Origin of the sequence: Candidatus Chloroploca mongolica, assembly GCF_004762035.2 — a bacterium.
GTDB lineage: Bacteria > Chloroflexota > Chloroflexia > Chloroflexales > Chloroflexaceae > Chloroploca > Chloroploca mongolica.
The window spans coordinates 24,528-43,548 of the sequence record NZ_SIJK02000027.1 but is presented as its reverse complement, the minus strand read 5'-3'; the positions used below and the strand labels follow the sequence as shown (position 1 = coordinate 43,548).

At 60.7% G+C, this 19,021-nt stretch carries 13 protein-coding genes; 9 read left to right on the top strand and 4 right to left on the bottom strand.

Translation table 11 applies throughout. The features are described 5' to 3' along the window. Positions 1-11: 11 nt before the first annotated feature. On the bottom strand, positions 12-761 hold the full coding sequence (locus EYB53_RS15085) for a (Fe-S)-binding protein (protein ID WP_371879117.1): 750 nt from the start codon (positions 759-761) through the stop codon (positions 12-14). A gap of 353 nt (positions 762-1,114) precedes the next feature. On the opposite strand from EYB53_RS15085, the gene EYB53_RS15080 reads away from it, so the two are divergent. Together EYB53_RS15080 and EYB53_RS15075 are read left to right on the top strand one after the other, a co-directional pair. After that, a complete protein-coding gene (locus EYB53_RS15080) occupies positions 1,115-1,594 on the top strand; it encodes an SRPBCC family protein (RefSeq protein WP_135479264.1) in 480 nt (159 codons plus the stop codon). Positions 1,595-1,726: 132 nt separating this feature from the next. Next, complete coding sequence (locus EYB53_RS15075) at positions 1,727-2,554, top strand: DUF92 domain-containing protein (RefSeq protein ID WP_135479263.1); 828 nt, start codon at positions 1,727-1,729, stop codon at positions 2,552-2,554. 141 nt (positions 2,555-2,695) lie between these two features. Here EYB53_RS15075 and EYB53_RS15070 read toward each other — a convergent pair whose 3' ends face one another. The 3 genes from EYB53_RS15070 to EYB53_RS15060 form a co-directional block, all read right to left on the bottom strand. Next, positions 2,696-4,918: a 3-hydroxybutyrate oligomer hydrolase family protein gene (locus EYB53_RS15070; RefSeq protein ID WP_135479262.1), complete on the bottom strand. Its 2,223-nt coding sequence runs from the start codon at positions 4,916-4,918 to the stop codon at positions 2,696-2,698. A gap of 139 nt (positions 4,919-5,057) precedes the next feature. Beyond that, on the bottom strand, positions 5,058-6,320 hold the full coding sequence (locus EYB53_RS15065; RefSeq protein WP_135479261.1) for an ArgE/DapE family deacylase: 1,263 nt from the start codon (positions 6,318-6,320) through the stop codon (positions 5,058-5,060). A 317-nt stretch (positions 6,321-6,637) separates the two neighbouring features. Beyond that, positions 6,638-8,179: a hypothetical protein gene (locus tag EYB53_RS15060; protein ID WP_135479260.1), complete on the bottom strand. Its 1,542-nt coding sequence runs from the start codon at positions 8,177-8,179 to the stop codon at positions 6,638-6,640. 462 nt (positions 8,180-8,641) lie between these two features. Between EYB53_RS15060 and EYB53_RS15055 the strand changes: the two genes are divergently transcribed. From EYB53_RS15055 to EYB53_RS15025, 7 genes are all read left to right on the top strand, one after another. Further along, the gene (locus EYB53_RS15055) at positions 8,642-9,574 is read left to right on the top strand and encodes a pseudouridine-5'-phosphate glycosidase (RefSeq protein ID WP_135479299.1); all 933 of its coding nucleotides are present in this window, start codon (positions 8,642-8,644) and stop codon (positions 9,572-9,574) included. Positions 9,575-9,862: 288 nt separating this feature from the next. Continuing rightward, positions 9,863-10,900 (top strand): sigma-70 family RNA polymerase sigma factor, encoded by a 1,038-nt coding sequence (locus tag EYB53_RS15050; protein WP_135479259.1) that lies wholly within the window; start codon positions 9,863-9,865, stop codon positions 10,898-10,900. Positions 10,901-11,085: 185 nt separating this feature from the next. Beyond that, positions 11,086-12,399, top strand: a complete 1,314-nt coding sequence (locus EYB53_RS15045) for an SWIM zinc finger family protein (RefSeq protein WP_167857422.1) — start codon at positions 11,086-11,088, stop codon at positions 12,397-12,399. Between the two features lie 60 nt (positions 12,400-12,459). Next, positions 12,460-14,037 (top strand): DUF5691 domain-containing protein, encoded by a 1,578-nt coding sequence (locus tag EYB53_RS15040; protein WP_135479257.1) that lies wholly within the window; start codon positions 12,460-12,462, stop codon positions 14,035-14,037. A gap of 130 nt (positions 14,038-14,167) precedes the next feature. After that, entirely contained in the window at positions 14,168-15,247 is a 1,080-nt protein-coding gene (locus EYB53_RS15035) for an ATP-binding protein (protein ID WP_135479256.1), read from the top strand. A 6-nt stretch (positions 15,248-15,253) separates the two neighbouring features. Beyond that, positions 15,254-17,506: a DUF5682 family protein gene (locus EYB53_RS15030; RefSeq protein WP_135479255.1), complete on the top strand. Its 2,253-nt coding sequence runs from the start codon at positions 15,254-15,256 to the stop codon at positions 17,504-17,506. A gap of 104 nt (positions 17,507-17,610) precedes the next feature. Further along, entirely contained in the window at positions 17,611-18,765 is a 1,155-nt protein-coding gene (locus EYB53_RS15025; protein ID WP_135479254.1) for a VWA domain-containing protein, read from the top strand. Positions 18,766-19,021 lie beyond the last annotated feature (256 nt).

Below are 19,021 nucleotides of genomic sequence, written 5' to 3'. Positions count from 1 at the left end.
GACGTGACTCCTCAGCGCACATCGACCATATTTGCCAGGACTTCGGCAAGATGGCGTGCACGGATCGAACTTCCAGCACGGGAAAGACCGCCGGCAATCTGGGTCATACACGAAGCATCGCCAGTGACCACTAGGTCGGCCTCACTTGCTGCGATCGCCGCGAGTTTCCGCTCGAGCATAGCCTCAGAGATGGCTGCCTGTTTGATCGCAAAGAGCCCTCCAAAGCCGCAGCATTCCTGGCAACCAGCGAGTGGCATCAGTTCAGCATCGCGAACCCCGCTCAGCAAGGCTTCAGCTTGCGCCTTGACCCCGATAAAACGCAGACCGTGGCAGGCATGATGGTAGGCGATGCGCCCCGCAAAGTGTGCGCCTACGTCGGTAATGCCGAGAACATCAACGAGGTATTCAGTTAGTTCGTAGGTACGACCAGCTAGTTCGCGGGCTGGCTCAGCATAGGGGCTATGGTCAAACAACTCGGGGTAGAGGTGCCGGATCATGGCGGTACAGGAACCTGACGGTAAGACAACGTCGCCCTGACCCCGTAATACTTCGATGGTACGTCCGGCAATTGCATAGGCTTCATCGCGAAACCCTGCATTGAAGGCCATCTGACCGCAACAGGTGAGCCGGGGTGGGACATGAACTTCAACCCCCTGTTGCTCTAAGAGCGCTACTGTTGCTTGACCAATTGAAGGATAGACTTGGTCAACAATGCAGGTTACAAAGAGTGTTGCCCGCCGGTTGTTGTTTGCGCTTGTCACGTCTGGTCTCCTTAACCGCACTGTAAAGGGGATCGCCCCCGCCATTATACCATTTCACGGATACTTGCCATGAGGCGCAAAAGCCGGTACGTGTTTCTTCTTCTTCTGGGAGCGAGGGCATCCCGCTCGCGCTCCCAGGCTTGCCTGTTACCCCAAGTGCGAATGGTTACGGAAGCCGCGGTGCCCATGATGACCGCTTGGATAGATTGCATAGCTTTGCCCCGCAAAACCATTGACAAGGTGTGCAAAAGGTTGTATACTCTAGTTGTGCAAAGGGTGGACAAAGATTTTACGCTAGTTGTGCAAGAGCACAGACATACGACAGACGCGCACGAGAAGAGAGGACACAGATAATGATCAAGGTACATCGCCGCGCCCACATTGAGAATGCGACTCCCGAGGCGATTTTTGCAGCCCTCTCTGACCCCAACAGCATCACGATGATTCTTCCCCGGGTGCAAAAAGTTGAATTGCTCAGCCGTGATGAAGTTGCACGCAAAGCTCGTCTGGTCACTTATATGAGCCTCGGTGGCATCTTTGGAACCATCCGCTGTGAAGGCGATCTGACGTGGACTGATAACCAGGAGATTGTCTTCAATGTGCGCACGCCCGTCCCCGTTGAAACACGGTGGGAGCTTGTGCCGGCAATCAATGGTACTGAAATCAAGACAACGATGGGTTTGAACCTTGCTCCGATGCTTGGCCCAATGGCAGCCTTTGTGCCAACCCAGCAGGTTGCCGATATGCTGATCGCCGAGCTTGATGCCGCTCTGAAATCGATTAAAAAGCAAATGAATGAGACCGAACTCAAAGTTCAGGCTGTTGCAGCCTGATTGCTGAGGTCTGGTATAATCGCGGGGTGTCACTCAGGTGACACCCCGTTTTGTGTGCCGCGCACAAAGCAGGTCTGATGTGTCGCTTGGTTTGAACCCTCTTGTGCGGCTGGATTGAGCAGTGCAGACGTTATGGACATAGCACAGTTGGGCCTTGGTCTGGTTCTCAGTGTCGGGATTGGCGGGCTCGCCTACTGGCGTCGCTCTCTTACGCAGAGTGGCTGGCTTGGCGCGATTATTGTTGGTACGCTGACGTTTGGCTTTGGTGGCTGGTCGTGGGGCTTAACCCTGATTGCCTTTTTTGTGACCAGTACGATCCTGTCGCACTATAAAGAGTCACTCAAAGAGCGCAAGGCAGCCGAGAAGTTTGCCAAAGGAGGGCGCCGTGATCTCTGGCAAACCTTTGCAAACGGTGGGCTTGGTGCGCTGTGTGCTGCAGCCTATGCTTTGACTGGGCAGCCAGTGACACTGCTTGCTGCGTTTGCTGGTTTTATGGCAACGGTTACAGCTGATACTTGGGCGACCGAGCTTGGTGTGCTCAGCCCGCACAAGCCTCGCCTGATTACCAATGGTCGCCCGGTTGACCCTGGCACCTCAGGTGGCGTTACCGTCTTTGGCACCAGTGCATCAGCGATCGGCGCTTTGCTCATCGGGACGATCTTCTTTGTCCTCCTGGTGATCGAGGGTGCACCCGCTGCTTCAACCTGGTGGGTGATCCCCGCTTCGCTAATTGGTGGCGTGGGCGGTGCGCTCATTGATAGCCTGATGGGCGCAACGGTGCAGGCGATCTATGCCTACCCCGATGGCCGTGAAACCGAGCGCCGCGTGGCCCGCGATGGCCGTCCTACCACGTTCCTCCGCGGCTGGCAATGGCTCAATAACGATATGGTGAACCTGATCTCTTCGGTTGCCGGTGCCCTGCTGGCGATCCTCACTGGTCTTGCCCTTGGTGCCTGGTAGATGTTATGCCATACGAGGCGGACAGCTTTGCTGTCCGCCTCGTATGGCATGATGGCCTGTTATTGGGCAAGCAAGGGGAGATAGACGCTACGAAACGAGGCGGACAGCTTTGCTGTCCGCCTCGTATGGCATGATGGCCTGTTATTGGGCAAGCAAGGGGAGATAGACGCTACGAATGGTTGCGCCGATGCGCACAAGTTTGTCTTGCTCGAGGAAGATGATGCGGTTGGTGCGCAGCGGATCTTCCAGCGCCGGCGGCACGTTCGCGGTCGTGATCGGTACGGCTGTGCCCGCAGCCTCGCCTGGCTCGCGCGGGATGGCAGGAATGACTTGACTCGGTGGGAGCGCCGCCCCCGTCGTCAGGTGGGCATAGATCAGATCCAGCGCTTCAAGGGCGTAGTGGTGGATTGGGATGTACCGCGTATTGAACCCAGCAAACCCGTTGAAGGCATCAAAGTGCTGCGCGTTCAATATTTCGTAGTAGTGCAGCTTGCTCGCCTCGCCTTCCACCAGTTGATTGAGCCCAAAGTAGGCTCGTCCGGCATAATTGACCGGAATCACCGAGTCGGCCCGCCCGTGGACAATCACCGTTGGTTTGCCCTGAAGATTGCCGTTCGCACGTACTGCGGCGGCTCCGTCACGAACCTGTTGACTCTGGGCGAGCTCGTCACCGGTCAAGGCTTCGCCTGCTTCGTCGACACCCGTTGCCAACCGACGCAGACAGAGCGCCCCAGCGAGGTTCTGGTCGGTTTCGCCACCTGGCCCGAGCGAGACGCGGCTAACCAGTGGCCCGCCCAACGAACGATCATTGATGATCGCAATCGCGCTGGTCGGTGGAATGCCATTGCCGGTGCTGAAAATATTCGCCAGCAGCGTTGCATCGGGTGCCGTCGGCGCAAAGGTTGGATCGGCGGCGGCGTAGCTGAACCCACAGATGTTGTCGCTTACACTAAACCTGCCGTAACTGTAGGTGTAGAGCAACGCAATGCTCTCGAAGACGGTGAAGGCATGGTGGGAAGGAAGGAGCACCAGTTGCTCTTCGACCATGCCATAGGCACGAATGCGGGTCAGCGCATCGGCGGCCTGCTCTTCGACCGTTGCCCCGTTCACGAGGCCACGGGTCGCCAGACTGGCACAGCGCGCATCACCAAGAGCCGGAGTGACAATATTAAAGGGCGCTGTCGCCAGTGATGCGTCACGCACGGCACACGGGGCATAGATGGTCAAGAAGGTGTAGTAGTCGAGCAAGCCTCGGCTGTGATTTGGCAGTGCCCAGAGCTCGTCGCCCGCTTCGATGCGTAAGTCGCGCCGTTGCGTTGGGTTGACATTCGGCTCAGAGACGGCAACACCATCAATCCAACCCTGGGTGTCGAGTTCAGCGGCGCGCAACGAGGCCCCGCCGCCATTCGAGACACCGGACGCAATGACAAGCGTATTGTCGGGTACGAGGGCTCGCCGATTGGTGCCACCGTCATCGGTGCCGTAATTCTCGGGCAGATTGAGGATGTGGAAGGCGAACTCGATCGATTGCAGGACGTGCAAACCCCAGTCCGCTTCGGGATTTTGCTGCGAGTGGGCATGCTTGACGGCGATCCGGTTGGGGTTGGCTGTGGCCCAGTCCTGGTCGAACGTGGCAACAAAATTGGCATTCAGCCCCGCATCGGCCACGGTGCTCCGCTCGCCCGTGAGCAGATTGACGGTGCCAGCGGTCAGATCGTGGTAGCCCATGCCGGTGCCTTTATCGGTATAGGCGACGGCACATCCGCGCTTCAAGGCCCATTCGCCGACCCCGCCAATGGCCCCGTAGACACCACGCGAACCCGACGAAGGTGCTGTGACGAGGCAGGCATTCTGGGGATCAAAGGTTGTTGGGATCTGCACCATCATCGTGACATTCTGGGCACCGGTGCCATCATCGGCATAGGCCAGATACTCTTTACCGGCAATTTTGCCACTCTCGGTGGCCCCGGGGCCAACGGCAGGTCCATAGAGGGTGCCATAGCCCGAGCCGGGGGTGACATCAACAATCGCCCGGTAGTTGGTGTAGATTGCCAACCGGCGCAACTCGGCAGTGGTCGGATTGAGCGGATCAGCCGCAACTGGTGCCGCACCCTGTAACCCGGTTTGTCCAAGCCCGGCCGTCAGCAGATCGTCGGTGTCACCGTCATACGTGGCTCGGATGATCTCGCCACGCACAAAGGCGGGCAACACATTCTCGGAACCAACCTGGGATGGACTGATGGCACGTACCGGGGCGGCAACCCCGAACCCCACGAGGGCAACAACAAGTACGAGCAGACCCGACAGAGCGAACAGACCACGGCGTCGCGTTGAGCAATGAGTGCTCGGAGGGTGTGTCTTCATCGACCTCTCTCTTCCATGACTCTGATCCAATACATGGCTTGGTACGCCAGAGAAATTCTATGCCATGGAGGGGATTTTTGCCAATCGGAAAAGGTGACGCGTACGCGTCACCTTTTCCGATTGGCAAGAGAAGTTCTGCTCAGGCGCTGCCAATAAAACGCAGGGCAGTGAGGGCGAGGGTGCGGGTGCATCTGAGGAGGTCATCGGGCGTGACATATTCATCGGGGCGGTGGGCGATGCGTACGTCGCCGGGGCCAAAGAGCACCGTCGGGATGCCGGCAGTATTGGCGAGCAGCCGCATGTCGGCCCCGTAGGTCATTCCTTCGAAGCGCAGCGGGTTGCCGGTGGCATCGGTGTAACTGGCGGCGACGGTCTGCACCAACGGGTGATCCTGCGGCGTTGCGGCGGGGTCAAAGGTGCCGCCCCACCATTCGAGCAGCGGCGGATGTTCGCGTAACCACGGATCTGCGGCGACCGCTGTGCCAATCGCCGCTTCAAGTTCGTGTCGGGCGACCAGCGGATCTTCGCCGATCGCAATGCCATAACGCCCCTCGGCAACCAGACTCTCGGCTTCCGAAGAGGCCCAGGTGCCTGCGTGGACGGTACCGATGCAGATTGGGTACGGGGTGTTGTAACGGGCATAAAGGGGATGGCGGAAGCGCTGGTTGCGTTCGCGTTCGAGGTGCAGGATCGCCTGGTGCAGCGGAAAAAACTTCTCGATCGCGCTGACCCCTTCTTCACGGACACAGCCGTGGGCTGCCTGCCCATAGACGGTCAACCGGAAATTGTGCGCACCGGCTTGTAGTGGCGCAATCTTTAATTCGGTCGGCTCTATCACGATCGCTCCATCCGCTTGAGGGCCGTGGAGGATGGCGCCCAGGGTTCCCAGTCCTCCATCCTCTTCGCCGATGACGCTCTGGATCACCAGGCGACCATGCAAGGCAACGCCTGCATCGCGAAGCGCCTTGGCGGCAAAGATGGCACAGCAGAGCCCGCCCTTCATATCGGTGGTGCCCCGCCCATAGATCCGCCCGTTGGTGAGCGTGGTTTGCCAGGGTGGATACGTCCAGTTTGCCAGGTCGCCTGCGGGCACGACATCAACATGCCCATTGAAGATCAGATCGCGCCCTGCGCCTGGACTCCCAAGGCTGCCAACAACCCCGAGCCCTCGTTCGCGAGGCAACTCCCAGCTACACGCCGGATGGGCATAGAGCGTCGGCAGATCGAGGTTCCACTGTTCGACCTCGAGTCCGCAACGTTTCATCAACGCGGCGACCGCCTCTTGCGCCGCATATTCCTCTGGTGTCCCCCCCAGGCTTGGGATCGCCACCAGTTCGCTCAGGGCCGCAAGCAAGCCTTGTTGATCAATCGCTTCGACGATCGCTCGTTCATCTGCGTTCATTCTTACACTTTCTTTTCTTGAAGGCTCGTTGAACCAGGCGGCACCCGCCAGGGGTGCCCTTGCCCGGCGGGTGCCCTTGCCCGGCGGGTGCCCTTGCCCGGCGGGTGGCCTTGCCCGGCGGGTGTCCTTGCCCCTACCGGCCCGGCGGCACCCGCCAGGGTAGGGGCACCCCTGGCGGGTGCCCTTGCCCGGCGGGTGCCCTTGCCCGGCGGGTGCCCTTGCCCCTACCGGCCCGGCGGCACCCGCCAGGGGTGCCCCTACTCCAAGGGCACACCACGTGGTGGCGAACGATGCTGACATCCTTTTCAGACAGCCTCTTACGGATTGGCCCGTACCCGAAATTCAATTCTGAAAGTCAGATCAGTTTCGCGTCCGACTGCGACCATGATATAGGTTCCCTCGGGGGCGTCATCGGGCGCACGCCATTCCCAGCTTGCGCTGTTATCGCCGATCGCCTTGACGTCGCGGGTGCCGTGCAGAACGACGCCATCGGGGCGTTCAACCCAGGTGTCGAGGCGTTCGTGGACATTGAAGCCGACTGCTTTGAACTGGAACGTCGTTCCTGGCGGGCCAATGTCGGGGGTTACGGTTGCAAAGGGCACATACGGGGCTTCGATCGTAAAGGGGATCTGCACTTCACGCCGACTCGTCATGCCGCGGGCCGTCATGATCCAGGTGCCCGTCGTGACGAGCCGAGGCGTCTGCCAGGTCCAGGTCACCTGGCCGTTGTGGTCGGCGCGCAGCTTTTCGAGCACTGGTACCGAACTGCCGGTGGGATCAGTGGGCCAGTAGGCGATCTGTTCGTTGGGGTTGAACCCACGTGCCGTAAAGGTGAAGGTGTCGAAGGGTTTGCCACTGGCCGGAGTGACACTGCCGTCACCGTCAGGGCGCGGTGCTGGTTCAGGATTTGCGCCGGTGATCGTCAGGTCAAGCACAACCTCGATGCGGCTATCGGCGCCACGGGTAATCGCCTGCCAGCGCCCAGCTTGCGCATTCGCAGGCGCCGTCCATGTCCACTGCACCGTGCCATCACGTGCCACGATCATATACGGCGTGCCGTCAACCCGCGCCCCCGAGGGCGTATTGAGCCAACTGCCAGCCACTTCGCCTGGCGTCAGGCCGCCCACCGTCACCTCAAAGCGCGTCCCTGGTGCCCCGACCACTGGTTGCACCTGGCGCACCGGCGCTGGTGGGGCCTGGCCGGTCACGGTAAAGGGAACCTCAAGCACGGTTCCACCGCGTTCAGCGCGGGCCAGCGAACGCCATGCCCCAGGGAGCGTGCCTTCGGGAGCGGTCCATGTCCAGGCAAGGCGGCCCTCGCGATCAACTTCGACGCGCAGTGACTCGCTATCAGGGCCAATATTGCGGTCGCGGCCATCGGGGCCACGTACCCAGGGCGCAAAACGATCCCCGGGGGTCAGGCCCGTCACCGCAAAGCGGAACGTTGTCCCTGGGGCACCTGCCTCGGGCGCAACAGAAGCAACCTGAGTTGGCGCTTCTGGTGCAACCACAATGAAATCGGTGGGCACCTGGCGATTCGAACGAATTCCACGCGCCACAGCGGTCCAACGCCCGCCAGGCGCATCGGTGGGAACATCCCACGACCAGAGCACAGCCCCGTCATCATCGGCAAAAACTGCCGGGAACCGTGGGCGGCTTCTTCCATCAGGGCCAGTCACCCAGAAATCAACCCGCTCACCCGGATTAAAGCCATCGGCATAAAAATGAATGCGCTCACCAGGCGCTACCGTCGGCACATTTGCCTGCACCTGCAACGGCAACACCAGCGCCAGCATCAGCGTCAACAACAACAGCAACGCACTGCCTGTGCGTATGCGTGAAACAAGAGGCACCATCATATCTTGCAATCCTTATATTATGAAACGACTGTTTTGCAAGCAACATTACCATGATACACCGTTTTGCAAGCCATACGAAGCGGCATGTTATACTAGCCCCAATACCTCGCCACAGCAACAGCGGGCGAGATGCCCGCTAGGGCGATTGCATTTTACGAAACCGGATACAAACATACGCGCTATGTGGCAGCATGTGCATGCAACTAGCGGCGCACACGGCGGCCCACGGCCCGGTGTACGGGCACCCGCAAGGGGTGCCCCTACAGGGCCGGGCCCGGTGTACGGGCACCCCTTGCGGGTGCCCTGGTGGGGGTGCATACACGGAAGATGCAATCGCCCTGGGACGCCCGCGTATCCAGGCTCGCACAGCCATCCGTCGCACGCTTGGCGTCCAGATGTGGTCTTAACGCCCTTTGCGCCTTTGCGCCTTTGCGTCAAATATCTAAGGTGGGAGCCATTATGCTGTTACGAGTTGCTGATGAAGTGAGTGAGGCGCTCGAAGAGGGTCGGGCAATCGTGGCGCTCGAGAGTACGCTGATCAGTCATGGGTTGCCGTATCCACAGAATCTTGAGGTGGCGCAGGCGCTCGAGGCTGAGGTACGGGCAACTGGTGCAGTCCCTGCGACGATCGGGGTGGTTCGCGGCGTGCCGACGGTCGGGCTCATTCTTGACGAACTGGAGCGTTTTGCGACCGGCGGCGAGCAAATCCGCAAGTTGACGCGACGCGATCTGGCGTTGGCAGCGGTGCAACGCGCCGATGGGGCCACGACCGTCGCTGCAACAATGGCGCTCGCTGCGGCGGCTGGCATTGCTATCTTTGCGACCGGCGGCATCGGTGGGGTTCACCGTCAGGCGAGTCTGTCGTGGGATGTGTCGGCTGATTTGACTGAACTGGCCCGTACGCCGGTGCTCGTTGTGTGCGCCGGGGCCAAAGCGATCCTTGATCTGCCGGCAACCCTTGAATATCTTGAAACTCTGGGTGTGCCGGTGGTTGGCTTGGCAACCAATGAATTTCCGGCCTTCTACAGTATCAGCAGTGGTCTGCGCCTGAATGCTTGCGCCAATGATGCCGCCGAGGTTGCCGCACTCTGGCATACCCAGCGCACCATGGCGACGATGGCTGCCCCAGGCGGGATGCTGCTCTGCGTGCCGCCACCTGAAGCAACCGCGTTGCCGCGCCAGATGGTTGAAGCGGCGGTGGCGCGCGCCCTCGCTGCCGCTGAAGCCGCCGCTGTCCGTGGCCCCGAGGTCACCCCGTTTTTGCTGCGCGCGATGGCCGTTGAGACCGAGGGCGAAAGCATTGCGACGAATGTGGCGCTGCTTACCCAGAATGCCCGCGTCGCCGGGCTCGTTGCAATGGCGTATGCCGACCTTCCTCCTCTTTTCGCAAGATAATTCCACCAGAAATGGTGAAACCCCCTTGACAAGTTATGGTATCGCAACTATACTCAACATCGTAGATAGTTGCTTTGAACCCCAAATCAATTCACCCACACGCGGTTGCCCCCGCACTGTTACGTGCAACGAAAAATGACTTCTGGCCCCTGGAATAGTTCGATGTGGCGCTATTACCGGAGACTGGTTCGATCTGTTGGGCCTGAAGCTTGGATAGGCAGATGTCGCTTTTCTGTCATGCATGGCACCTCTGCCATACTCTGAGAACCTAGCTAGGAGCGCGGATCAATGCTCAAGCGAACAACCCCGATCTGGGAGTTAGCCGAACCGCAGACGTTGGAGCAGGAGCATGAGACCGAGGTGCTGAACGATATTGATGAGCAATCTCCTGCGGTGAATGGCGGGCGTGTTGGCGAGCCTTCGCTCGATGCCGTGCAGCATTATCTCCAGGAGATTGGCCGTGTGTCCCTGTTGACAGCACGTGAAGAGGTTGAACTTGCTGAACGGATTGAGCGTGGCAATGCAGCCGAGGCTCATCTGGAGGCTGGCGATGAGCCTGATTTCCAGTTTCGTTGCCTCCTCGAACGTGATGTTCAGTGTGGCAATGATGCCCGGCGTCATTTGATCCAGGCGAATCTGCGCCTCGTGGTGAGCATTGCCAAGAAGTATGTGGGACGCGGTCTTTCGTTGCTCGATCTGATCCAGGAGGGCAATATCGGGTTGATGCGGGCCGTGGAGAAGTTTGATTACCGCAAGGGCAATCGCTTCAGCACCTATGCGACCTGGTGGATCCGCCAGGCCGTGACCCGGGCAATTGCTGAACAGGGTCGTACGATCCGTTTGCCGGTGCATATGAGTGAGTCGGTTGGTCAGGTGAAACGTACGACCGAGCGCCTGGCGCAATCGCTTGAACGTCAGCCAACTGCCGAAGAGATCGCGCTGGCCCTTGGGCAGCCGATTGAGCGTATCCAGCGTGTGCTTGAGGCCGCCCGCCGCCCGGTTTCGCTTGAAACGCCGGTTGGTGATGAGGGCGATCATACGCTCGGCGATTTTTTGACTGATGATGATGTGCCCTCGCCAACCGATTTTGCTTCGTCGCAACTCCTGCGCCGCGATCTTTCGGCGGCCCTCAACCATCTTAATGACCGCGAACGCCGCATTATTGATCTCCGTTACGGCCTGCTCGATGGCCGCCGCCGCACCCTCGAAGAGGTTGGGCGCGCCCTGGGCATGACCCGTGAACGCGCACGTCAGATTGAGGCCGAGGCGCTCCGCCGCCTCCGTAGCCCCGATGTTGGGCAGCATTTGCGTGATTATCTCGAGTAGAGGGCGATAGTCGTAGGGGCGAAGCACCCGCCCCTGCCGCATGCCGAAGGTACACCATGCTCGCGGGCGGGTGCTTCGCCCCTTACCTCTGCCGCATGCCGAAGGTACACCGTGCTCGCGGGCGGGTGCTTCGCCCCTACCGGGCGACGGGGCGCACCCGAACCCTCAGCCGGAGGCTTGCTTCCTTGCACGACGATCAGATTGCAGCCATGGCCCCTGATGCGGCGTCGTTGACGGCGGCCAGGAAACTGGCGTTGCCAAAGCTCTGGCCAAACCTTGGCACGCATAGCCGCGCCCTGTGGGGCGAGTGTCAGGGCAGTGGGGCCAATCCGTATCGCGTCCAGGTTGACCTTGAGACCCTGGCCTTTCGTTGCTCGTGCCCGAGCCGCAAGCTCCCCTGTAAACATACGCTTGCGCTGATGTTGCTGCTGGCAAACCAGGCTGATCAGGTGCCAGTGGCCGAGTTGCCCGACTGGGTGGCTGAGTGGCTCGCACAGCGTGCCCGTACCGCCGAGCGTCGCCAGGTATCCGCCGAGGCTGCGCCTATCGCCGCATCTGCCGCGCCTGAACCGCCACCTTCGCGTACGCCGACAGCGCGTGAACAGCGTGTGGCAGCGGGTATGCTCGAGCTTGACCGTTGGCTTGAAGATCGCGTCAGAACGGGCCTCGCTGGGTTGCAAGAAGGGGCTTTGGGCCTCTTTGCACCATTTGCGAGCCGGATGGTTGATGCGCAGGCCCCCGGCGTGGCCCGTCGCCTGCGTGAGGCGGCCCTGTTGCCAGGATCTGGCGTCGGCTGGGAAGGCCGTCTGCTTGATCAGTTGAGTCTTTTGCACTTGCTTGCGCGTGCCTATGCGCACCTGGATGATCTGCCCCCCGATCTCCAGGCCGATGTGCGAACAACCATTGGCTTTACGCAGAGCCAGGAGGAGCTCCTGGCAGGTCAGGGTATCTTCGATCAGTGGCTGGTGCTTGGGCGGCGCATTGAAGATGAAGAGCGCCTGCGTGTGCAACGTACCTGGCTCTGGGGAATGACAGAACAGCGTCCGGCGCTGGTGCTCAGTTTTAGTGTGGCCGAGAAACCTTTTGACCAGAGCCTGGTACCGGGGAGTTTTTTTGCCGGCGAGCTTGTCTTTTATCCGGGTTCGGTGCCGCAACGTGCGCTCGTACGAACTCGCGAGGAATTGGTGCCTGAACCCGGCCCGTTGCCAGGCTGGTCAATCAATGCTGCCATTGGGATCTATGCGGCGGCGCTGGCACAGCAGCCTTGGCTTGAACGCCATCTGTTGATCATTGGCCCCTGTCGTCTTGCCTGCGCAGAAGACCGCTGGTATCTGTGTGACGCTGATGACCAGACGCTGCCCCTGTCGCGTACTTCTACGCAGATCTGGCAATTGCTGGCCTTGACAGGCGGCCATCCTTTCACCATCGTGGGCGAATGGGATGGGGGGATGTTGCTGCCGTTGAGTGTGCAATGCGAGGGGGGATTTTTTTGCCTGTAAGGAGTGTGGGCGCTGCGCTCCACACTCCTTACACGCGAGGGGGCATTGGGGGTGGTGGGTATGATGAGTGATCCGCAGCATTATTGGCATGATCTGGCGACGGTGGCGCTGCTGGGGACGGCACGCCGTCCACAGTTGCCGCAACCTCCTGCTGGTGCGCTGGCCGATCTGGTCGCCGAATTGCCCGGTGAGGACGACCCGGCGGCGCGGCTCCTTGATGCCGCTGCGGCAGCGACGCTCTATGTGCGCGCTGGTGTGTTGCCGCCGGTGCTTGCGCTTGATCCCGTTGCGCCTGCACCCGACGAGACCCAATCAATCTGTACGCCCGAGGCGGCAGATCTGTTGGCGCAGGTGTTTGAGGGTCAGCCCGAGGCCCTGTTGCGCGAGTGGTTGACCAGGGCCGTTGCGCACGGGGTGCGGGTTCCTCTGCAATTTCTGCCTGCATTGCTTGAACGCGCTCGAACCTCGCCCGATCTGCAACCTCTGGTGCTGAAGGTGGTTGGTGAACGGGGCCGCTGGCTCGCAACCTTTCATCCCGGATGGGTCTTTGCGTCGGTCAGTGAGACAGCGGTGGCCGCGCAGGATGCGGCAGCGCTCCAGGCTGCGTGGGACGTGGGTACTCGTGGCGAGCGGCTGGCGCTGCTGAAGGCTGTGCGTCCCGAACGCCCCGCTCTCGCCCGCTCGCTCATCGAGACGACCTGGTCGCAAGAGAAGGCCGATGATCGCCAGGCGTTGCTTGAGGCGCTGCGGGTCGGTTTGTGCAGCGCCGATGAGCCGTTGCTCGAAACGGCGCTTGACGACCGAAGCAAAGGTGTTCGCCAGACAGCCGCCGCGTTGCTGGCGACCCTGCCAACCTCGCGCCTGGCCCAGCGTATGACCGAGCGAGCCCTGGCGCTGGTGCGGTATAGCGGCGGCTTGCTCGCTAAGTTGAGCATTGAATTGCCTACGGTGTGTGACGAGGCGATGCAGCGTGATGGCATTAGCCTCGCACCTCCGCTTGGGCTTGGCGAGCGTACCTGGTGGCTGATCGCCATCGTCGCCCGAACGCCACCATCGGCCTGGTGCGACGCCTGGTCGCGTTCGGCCTCTACCCTGCTCGAAACACGGATGCCCAAAGAATGGCGTGAGCCGATGCTCAAAGCCTGGATTACGGCAACGCTCGCTTTTCGCGATCAGGCATGGGCGCAGGCGCTGGTTGCCTATGGTCTGAAAAACCCTGATGCCGTCGATGTCTTCCCTCTTTTGGCCCTGATTCCGCCGGTCGAGCGCGAAATCCTCGTCCTCACGTTGCTCAAGGCCGATCAGAAAGCCCCGCAGCATGGCCTGACCCGCCAGTTGCTTGAAGCCAGCATCACGCCCTGGAGCCCGCAACTCGCCAGGGCTATGCTTGCGCAAGTCGCCCGTGAACTGGCTCATATACAACCAGCCAACGCCCAAGCCTTCTATGAATTGCGGCTAACGCTTGATCTGCTCGTCGAGGCAGTCCCCCCTGAAATAGCTGATGAAGTAGACGATATAATTCCCCTTGCGCTTGTTGGACATAACTACTGGCGACAGATCATGGTGCTTTTTGGCGAACGGTTACGCCTCCGTTATCGCATCGCCGAAGTCTTCCAGGCCCCTGAACATGCACTTTAGGGCTGCGCACCCATGGACATGTTGTGCGGTGTTGGCGGCTTTGCCGCCAACACCGCACAACAGAACAGGGTTTAGGGGCGTAGCCCCCAAGAATCTCCCTCGTGCGTCAGCACAACAAGGAAACACACATATGACCTCACTCCTTCGTGAACATGCCGAGCAGCAGTACGCAGATGAGTTGCACGCGCTGGCCGCCCATGATCAGCGCCAGCGCCCGCCACGCTGGCGCTTGTCACCCTGGGCCGTGGCGACCTACTTGCTTGGTGGGCAGTTGCCCGACGGGACGACGATTACGCCAAAGTATATCGGGGCACGTCGGCTGATCGAAACAGCCATTGCTACCCTTGCCACCGACCGGGGCCTGTTGCTGATCGGGTTGCCCGGAACCGCCAAGAGTTGGGTTTCAGAGCATTTGGCGGCGGCGATTAGCGGCGATTCGACCATGCTTGTCCAGGGCACCGCTGGCACCAGCGAGGAGTCGATTCGCTATGGCTGGAACTATGCCCGCTTGCTCGCCGATGGCCCAAGTGCCGCTGCAATCGTCGCTAGCCCGTTGATGCGGGCGATGCAAGAAGGCAAAATTGCCCGTGTCGAAGAGTTGACGCGCATTCCTGCCGAGGTGCAGGATTCGTTGATTACGATCCTCTCCGAAAAAACCTTGCCCATTCCTGAACTCGGTAGCGAAGTGCAGGCCGTCAAGGGCTTCAATCTGATCGCGACCGCTAACGATCGCGACCGTGGCGTCAACGAGCTTTCGAGTGCGCTCAAGCGCCGCTTCAATACGGTCGTGCTGCCGCTCCCTGATAGCCTCGAACAAGAGGTTGAGATTGTGCAGCAACGCGTGACGAGTCTCGGGCGTGCCCTGGAGTTGCCAGGCGAACCGCCAGCCCTCGAAGAGATCCGCCGGATTGTGACGATCTTCCGTGAATTACGCGCCGGGATGACCGCCGATGGCCGGACAAGTCTCAAATCACCGAGCGGCACGCTCAGCACCGCCGAGGCGATTTCGGTGGTCAATAGCGGCATGGCGCTCGCGGCCCATTTTGGTGATGGTGCCTTGCGAGCGGGCGATGTGGCTGCCGTGCTGGTTGGCGCCGTGATCAAAGATCCGGTTCAAGACCGCGTTGCCTGGCTTGAATACCTCGAAACCGTCGTCAAAGAACGCGAAGGTTGGAAAGATCTCTACCGCGCCTGCCGTGAACTTGCCTGAGGCACTATGGCACCCGCAACCCACCACATCTTTGGTATTCGCCACCACGGGCCTGGTTCGGCGCGCAGTCTGCGCCGGGCCTTGACGGAACTTGCCCCCGATCTTGTTCTGGTCGAAGGGCCGCCCGAGGCCGACCCGATCTTGCCCCTGCTCGCCCATCCCGAGCTCAAACCGCCCATCGCTCTGCTCATCTATGCCACCGAGCGCCCCGATCAGGCCGTCTTTTATCCGTTTGCCCGCTTTTCGCCCGAGTTTCAGGCGATTACGTACGCCCTGCACCAGCAGATTCCTGTGCGCTGTATGGATCTGCCGCAGTTCCATCAGCTCGCACTGGAAAAAACCGGGGAGGCTCACAGGGAGGCTGGTGTTTCACCGATCTTGCACCCTGCCGACGATCCTCTCGGTGCCCTGGCGCTCGCGGCAGGCTATAGCGATGGCGAACGCTGGTGGGAGGAGTTGGTCGAGCAGCGCCGCGATGATGCGGCGATCTTCAGCGCGGTCCTTGAGGCGATGAGCGCGCTGCGCGAGGATCAACCGACGCCAACCGATCCGCACGAGGCCTATCGCGAAGCCTGGATGCGCCGTACGCTCCGCCAGGCACGCCGCGAGGGCTTTCAGCGGATCGCGGTGGTCTGTGGGGCATGGCACGCACCAGCCCTGGTCTCACTTGACGCTGCCCGTACTGATGACCAACTGCTCAAAGGGCTGCCAAAAATCAAAACGGCGGCGACGCTCGCCCCGTGGACCTACGGACGACTCACGGTTGCCAGTGGGTATGGCGCCGGCATTGCCTCGCCAGGGTGGTACGATCATCTCTGGGCAATGAGTGCGAGCACGCACGATGCAACGGCGGTCACGATCCAATGGATGACCAGCGTTGCCCGGTTGTTGCGGCAGCACGATCTCGACGCCTCATCGGCGCATATCATCGAAGCAGTGCGCCTCGCCGAAGCGCTAGCGGCGCTGCGCGAACACCCTGTGCCAGGGTTGAGTGAGCTTGAAGAAGCAGCGCGGGCGGTCTTCTGCACCGGCAACGACGCGCCGATGCACCTCATTCACCAGCAACTGATTGTTGGCGAACGCATCGGCAGCATCCCCGACGAAACCCCGCTCGTCCCCTTGCAGCAAGATCTCCGCCAGCAACAGCGGCGGCTCCGCATGAAGCCAACCGCCGAGCGACGCCTGGTCGAACTGGATCTGCGCAAAGCTAACCACCGCGAACAGAGCGCCCTGGTGCGCCAGTTGAATCTGCTCGGCCTGGCCTGGGGTGAACCGGGCGACGTGACGGGCACCGGAACCTTCCGTGAGACCTGGTGGCTGCAATGGCAACCCGCTTTTGACGTCGCCCTGATCGAAGCCGCCATCTGGGGCACAACGGTACGCGGGGCAGCCACGGCACGCACGCTCGACCGCGCCAGCAAGAGTGATGTGCTGAGCACTCTTATTTCGATTGTCAATAAAGCCTTATTTGCCGATCTTCCTGACGCAATACCGCCGCTGATGGATATGCTCCAGCGGCGGGCCACGCATACAAACGATGCCGGAGCGTTGATGGATGCGCTGACGAGCGAAGATGGGCAGACACGCAGCAGCCTCGTCAACAGCCTGCGGTACGGCAGCGTGCGCGAGCTTGACACGAGTCTCATTGCCATCGTTGTTGACGGCATGGTCACGCGGATCTGCATCGGCTTAATCAATGTCTGCACCAATGTCAACGACGAAGCCGCGGTAACGATGAGTCGGCGCATTGCGGCGACCAACGCGGCCATTGGTCTGCTTGGGCAGCCTGCGCAACGCGAGCAATGGCTTACGGCTCTGGCCCAACTCGTGCAAGCACCGCATATTCATGGCCTGATCGCCGGCCAGGCGTGCCGTCTGTTGCTCGACGCTGAACGCCTGAGCAACGACGCAGCAGCGCGCCTCTTGAGCCAGGCCCTTTCATCGGCCCAGCCACCCACGGCGGCGGCTGCCTGGATCGAGGGCTTGCTTCAGGGTAGTGGCATGTTCATCGTGCATGACGAACAACTCTGGCGTCTCGTCGATACCTGGCTTGGCACGCTCAACGACGAAACCTTCCAGACCATCGTCCCGCTCTTACGGCGCACCTTTGCTACCTTCACACCGCACGAACGGCACCTCCTTGGCGAACGTGTCAAACAGGCACCTGGCGCACGCCCACGTGAAGAGCATCTGCGCTTTGATGTCGCTCGCGCCGAAGCAGCGTTAGCACGGATTCAACTGATCGTAACGAGGAGGTAGGAAGATTGAGGTCGCAATGAGACCTGCCAGGAGTGCGCTGGCGCATGTCTCGGTTCCACCAAAGATCGCTGCAAGCGCACTCCTGGCAGGTTTGGGGAGAAAAAATGCCTATAACAGAAACTGAACGCCAACGACGCTGGCGCTTGATCCTCGGTGAGAGTGCCAATGAGAGCCTTGGCTATACCTTGCAGGGCAACGACCTGGCGATGGATCGTGCCATGGAGACCTTGTACGACCGTGAGCGCAGCGCGAGTCTGAGTGGTTCGTCGCCATCGGTGGCGCGCTGGCTCGGTGATATTCGCACCTATTTCCCCTCGCCGGTTGTCCAGGTGATGCAACGCGACGCTATCGAGCGGCTCAATTTGCAACGAATGCTGCTCGAACCTGAACTGCTCAATAGTGTCACCCCCGACGTGCATCTGGTGAGTACGCTGATCAGTCTGCGCAGCGTCATGCCGAACCGAGTCATTGACACAGCACGACAGGTGGTGCGCAAGGTTGTTGAAGAACTCTCGCGCAAGCTCGAAGCCCCGACGCGCCAGGCGATCGTCGGCAGCCTCAGTCGCGCAACGCGGAATTTCCGCCCGCGCCACAACGAAATTGACTGGGGGCGCACGATTCGCCGCAATCTGCGCCACTATCAGCCGGCCTATCGCACGATCATCCCCGAACGATTGATTGGCTACGGTCGCAAGCGTGGCTCACTCCGCGACATCATCCTTTGTGTTGACCAGAGCGGCTCGATGGGGCCATCAGTTGTCTACAGCAGCGTCTTTGGGGCTGTGCTCGCCTCGCTGCCCGCTGTGTCAACGCGTATGGTTGTCTTTGACACCGCCGTGGTTGACCTCACCACCGACCTCAACGACCCTGTAGAATTGCTCTTTGGTGTGCAACTCGGGGGCGGCACCGACATCAACCAGGCGCTCGCCTATTGTCAGAGCCTGGTACGTCGCCCGCAAGAGACGATCATTGTGCTGATCAGTGACCTCTACGAAGGTGGCAACGTGAACGAAATGCTGCAGCGTGCTGCGAACCTGACAACCTCGGGTGTTCAACTGATCGCCCTGCTTGCGCTCAGCGACCAGGGCGCACCAGCGTACGATCAGCGTAACGCCTCGGCTCTGGCTACCCTTGGAGTCCCAACCTTTGCCTGTACGCCCGACCTTTTCCCTGATCTCATGGCCGTTGCCATTAACCGCCGCGACCTTGGACAATGGGCGGCGGCGCAAGGCTTCGTTGCGGCGCGGGGTGAGATATAGTGGCGCGGGCTTCCAGCCTGCGTGCGGGCTTCCAGCCCGCGCTACTTTCCTGCGTGCGGGCTGGAAGCCCGCGCTACTTTCCTGCGTGCGGGCTGGAAGCCCGCGCTACCATGCGGCGCACACCCAGGCTCGGAAAAGACCGGAAAACTGCGTTCAAAGAATAACGGAGTAGTCTGTCAACGCCAAAAGCTTGTTTTGTTCACCGCAGAGTGACGCAGAGGGGCGCAGATGCTGGATGTCTTTGTACCGGTACATG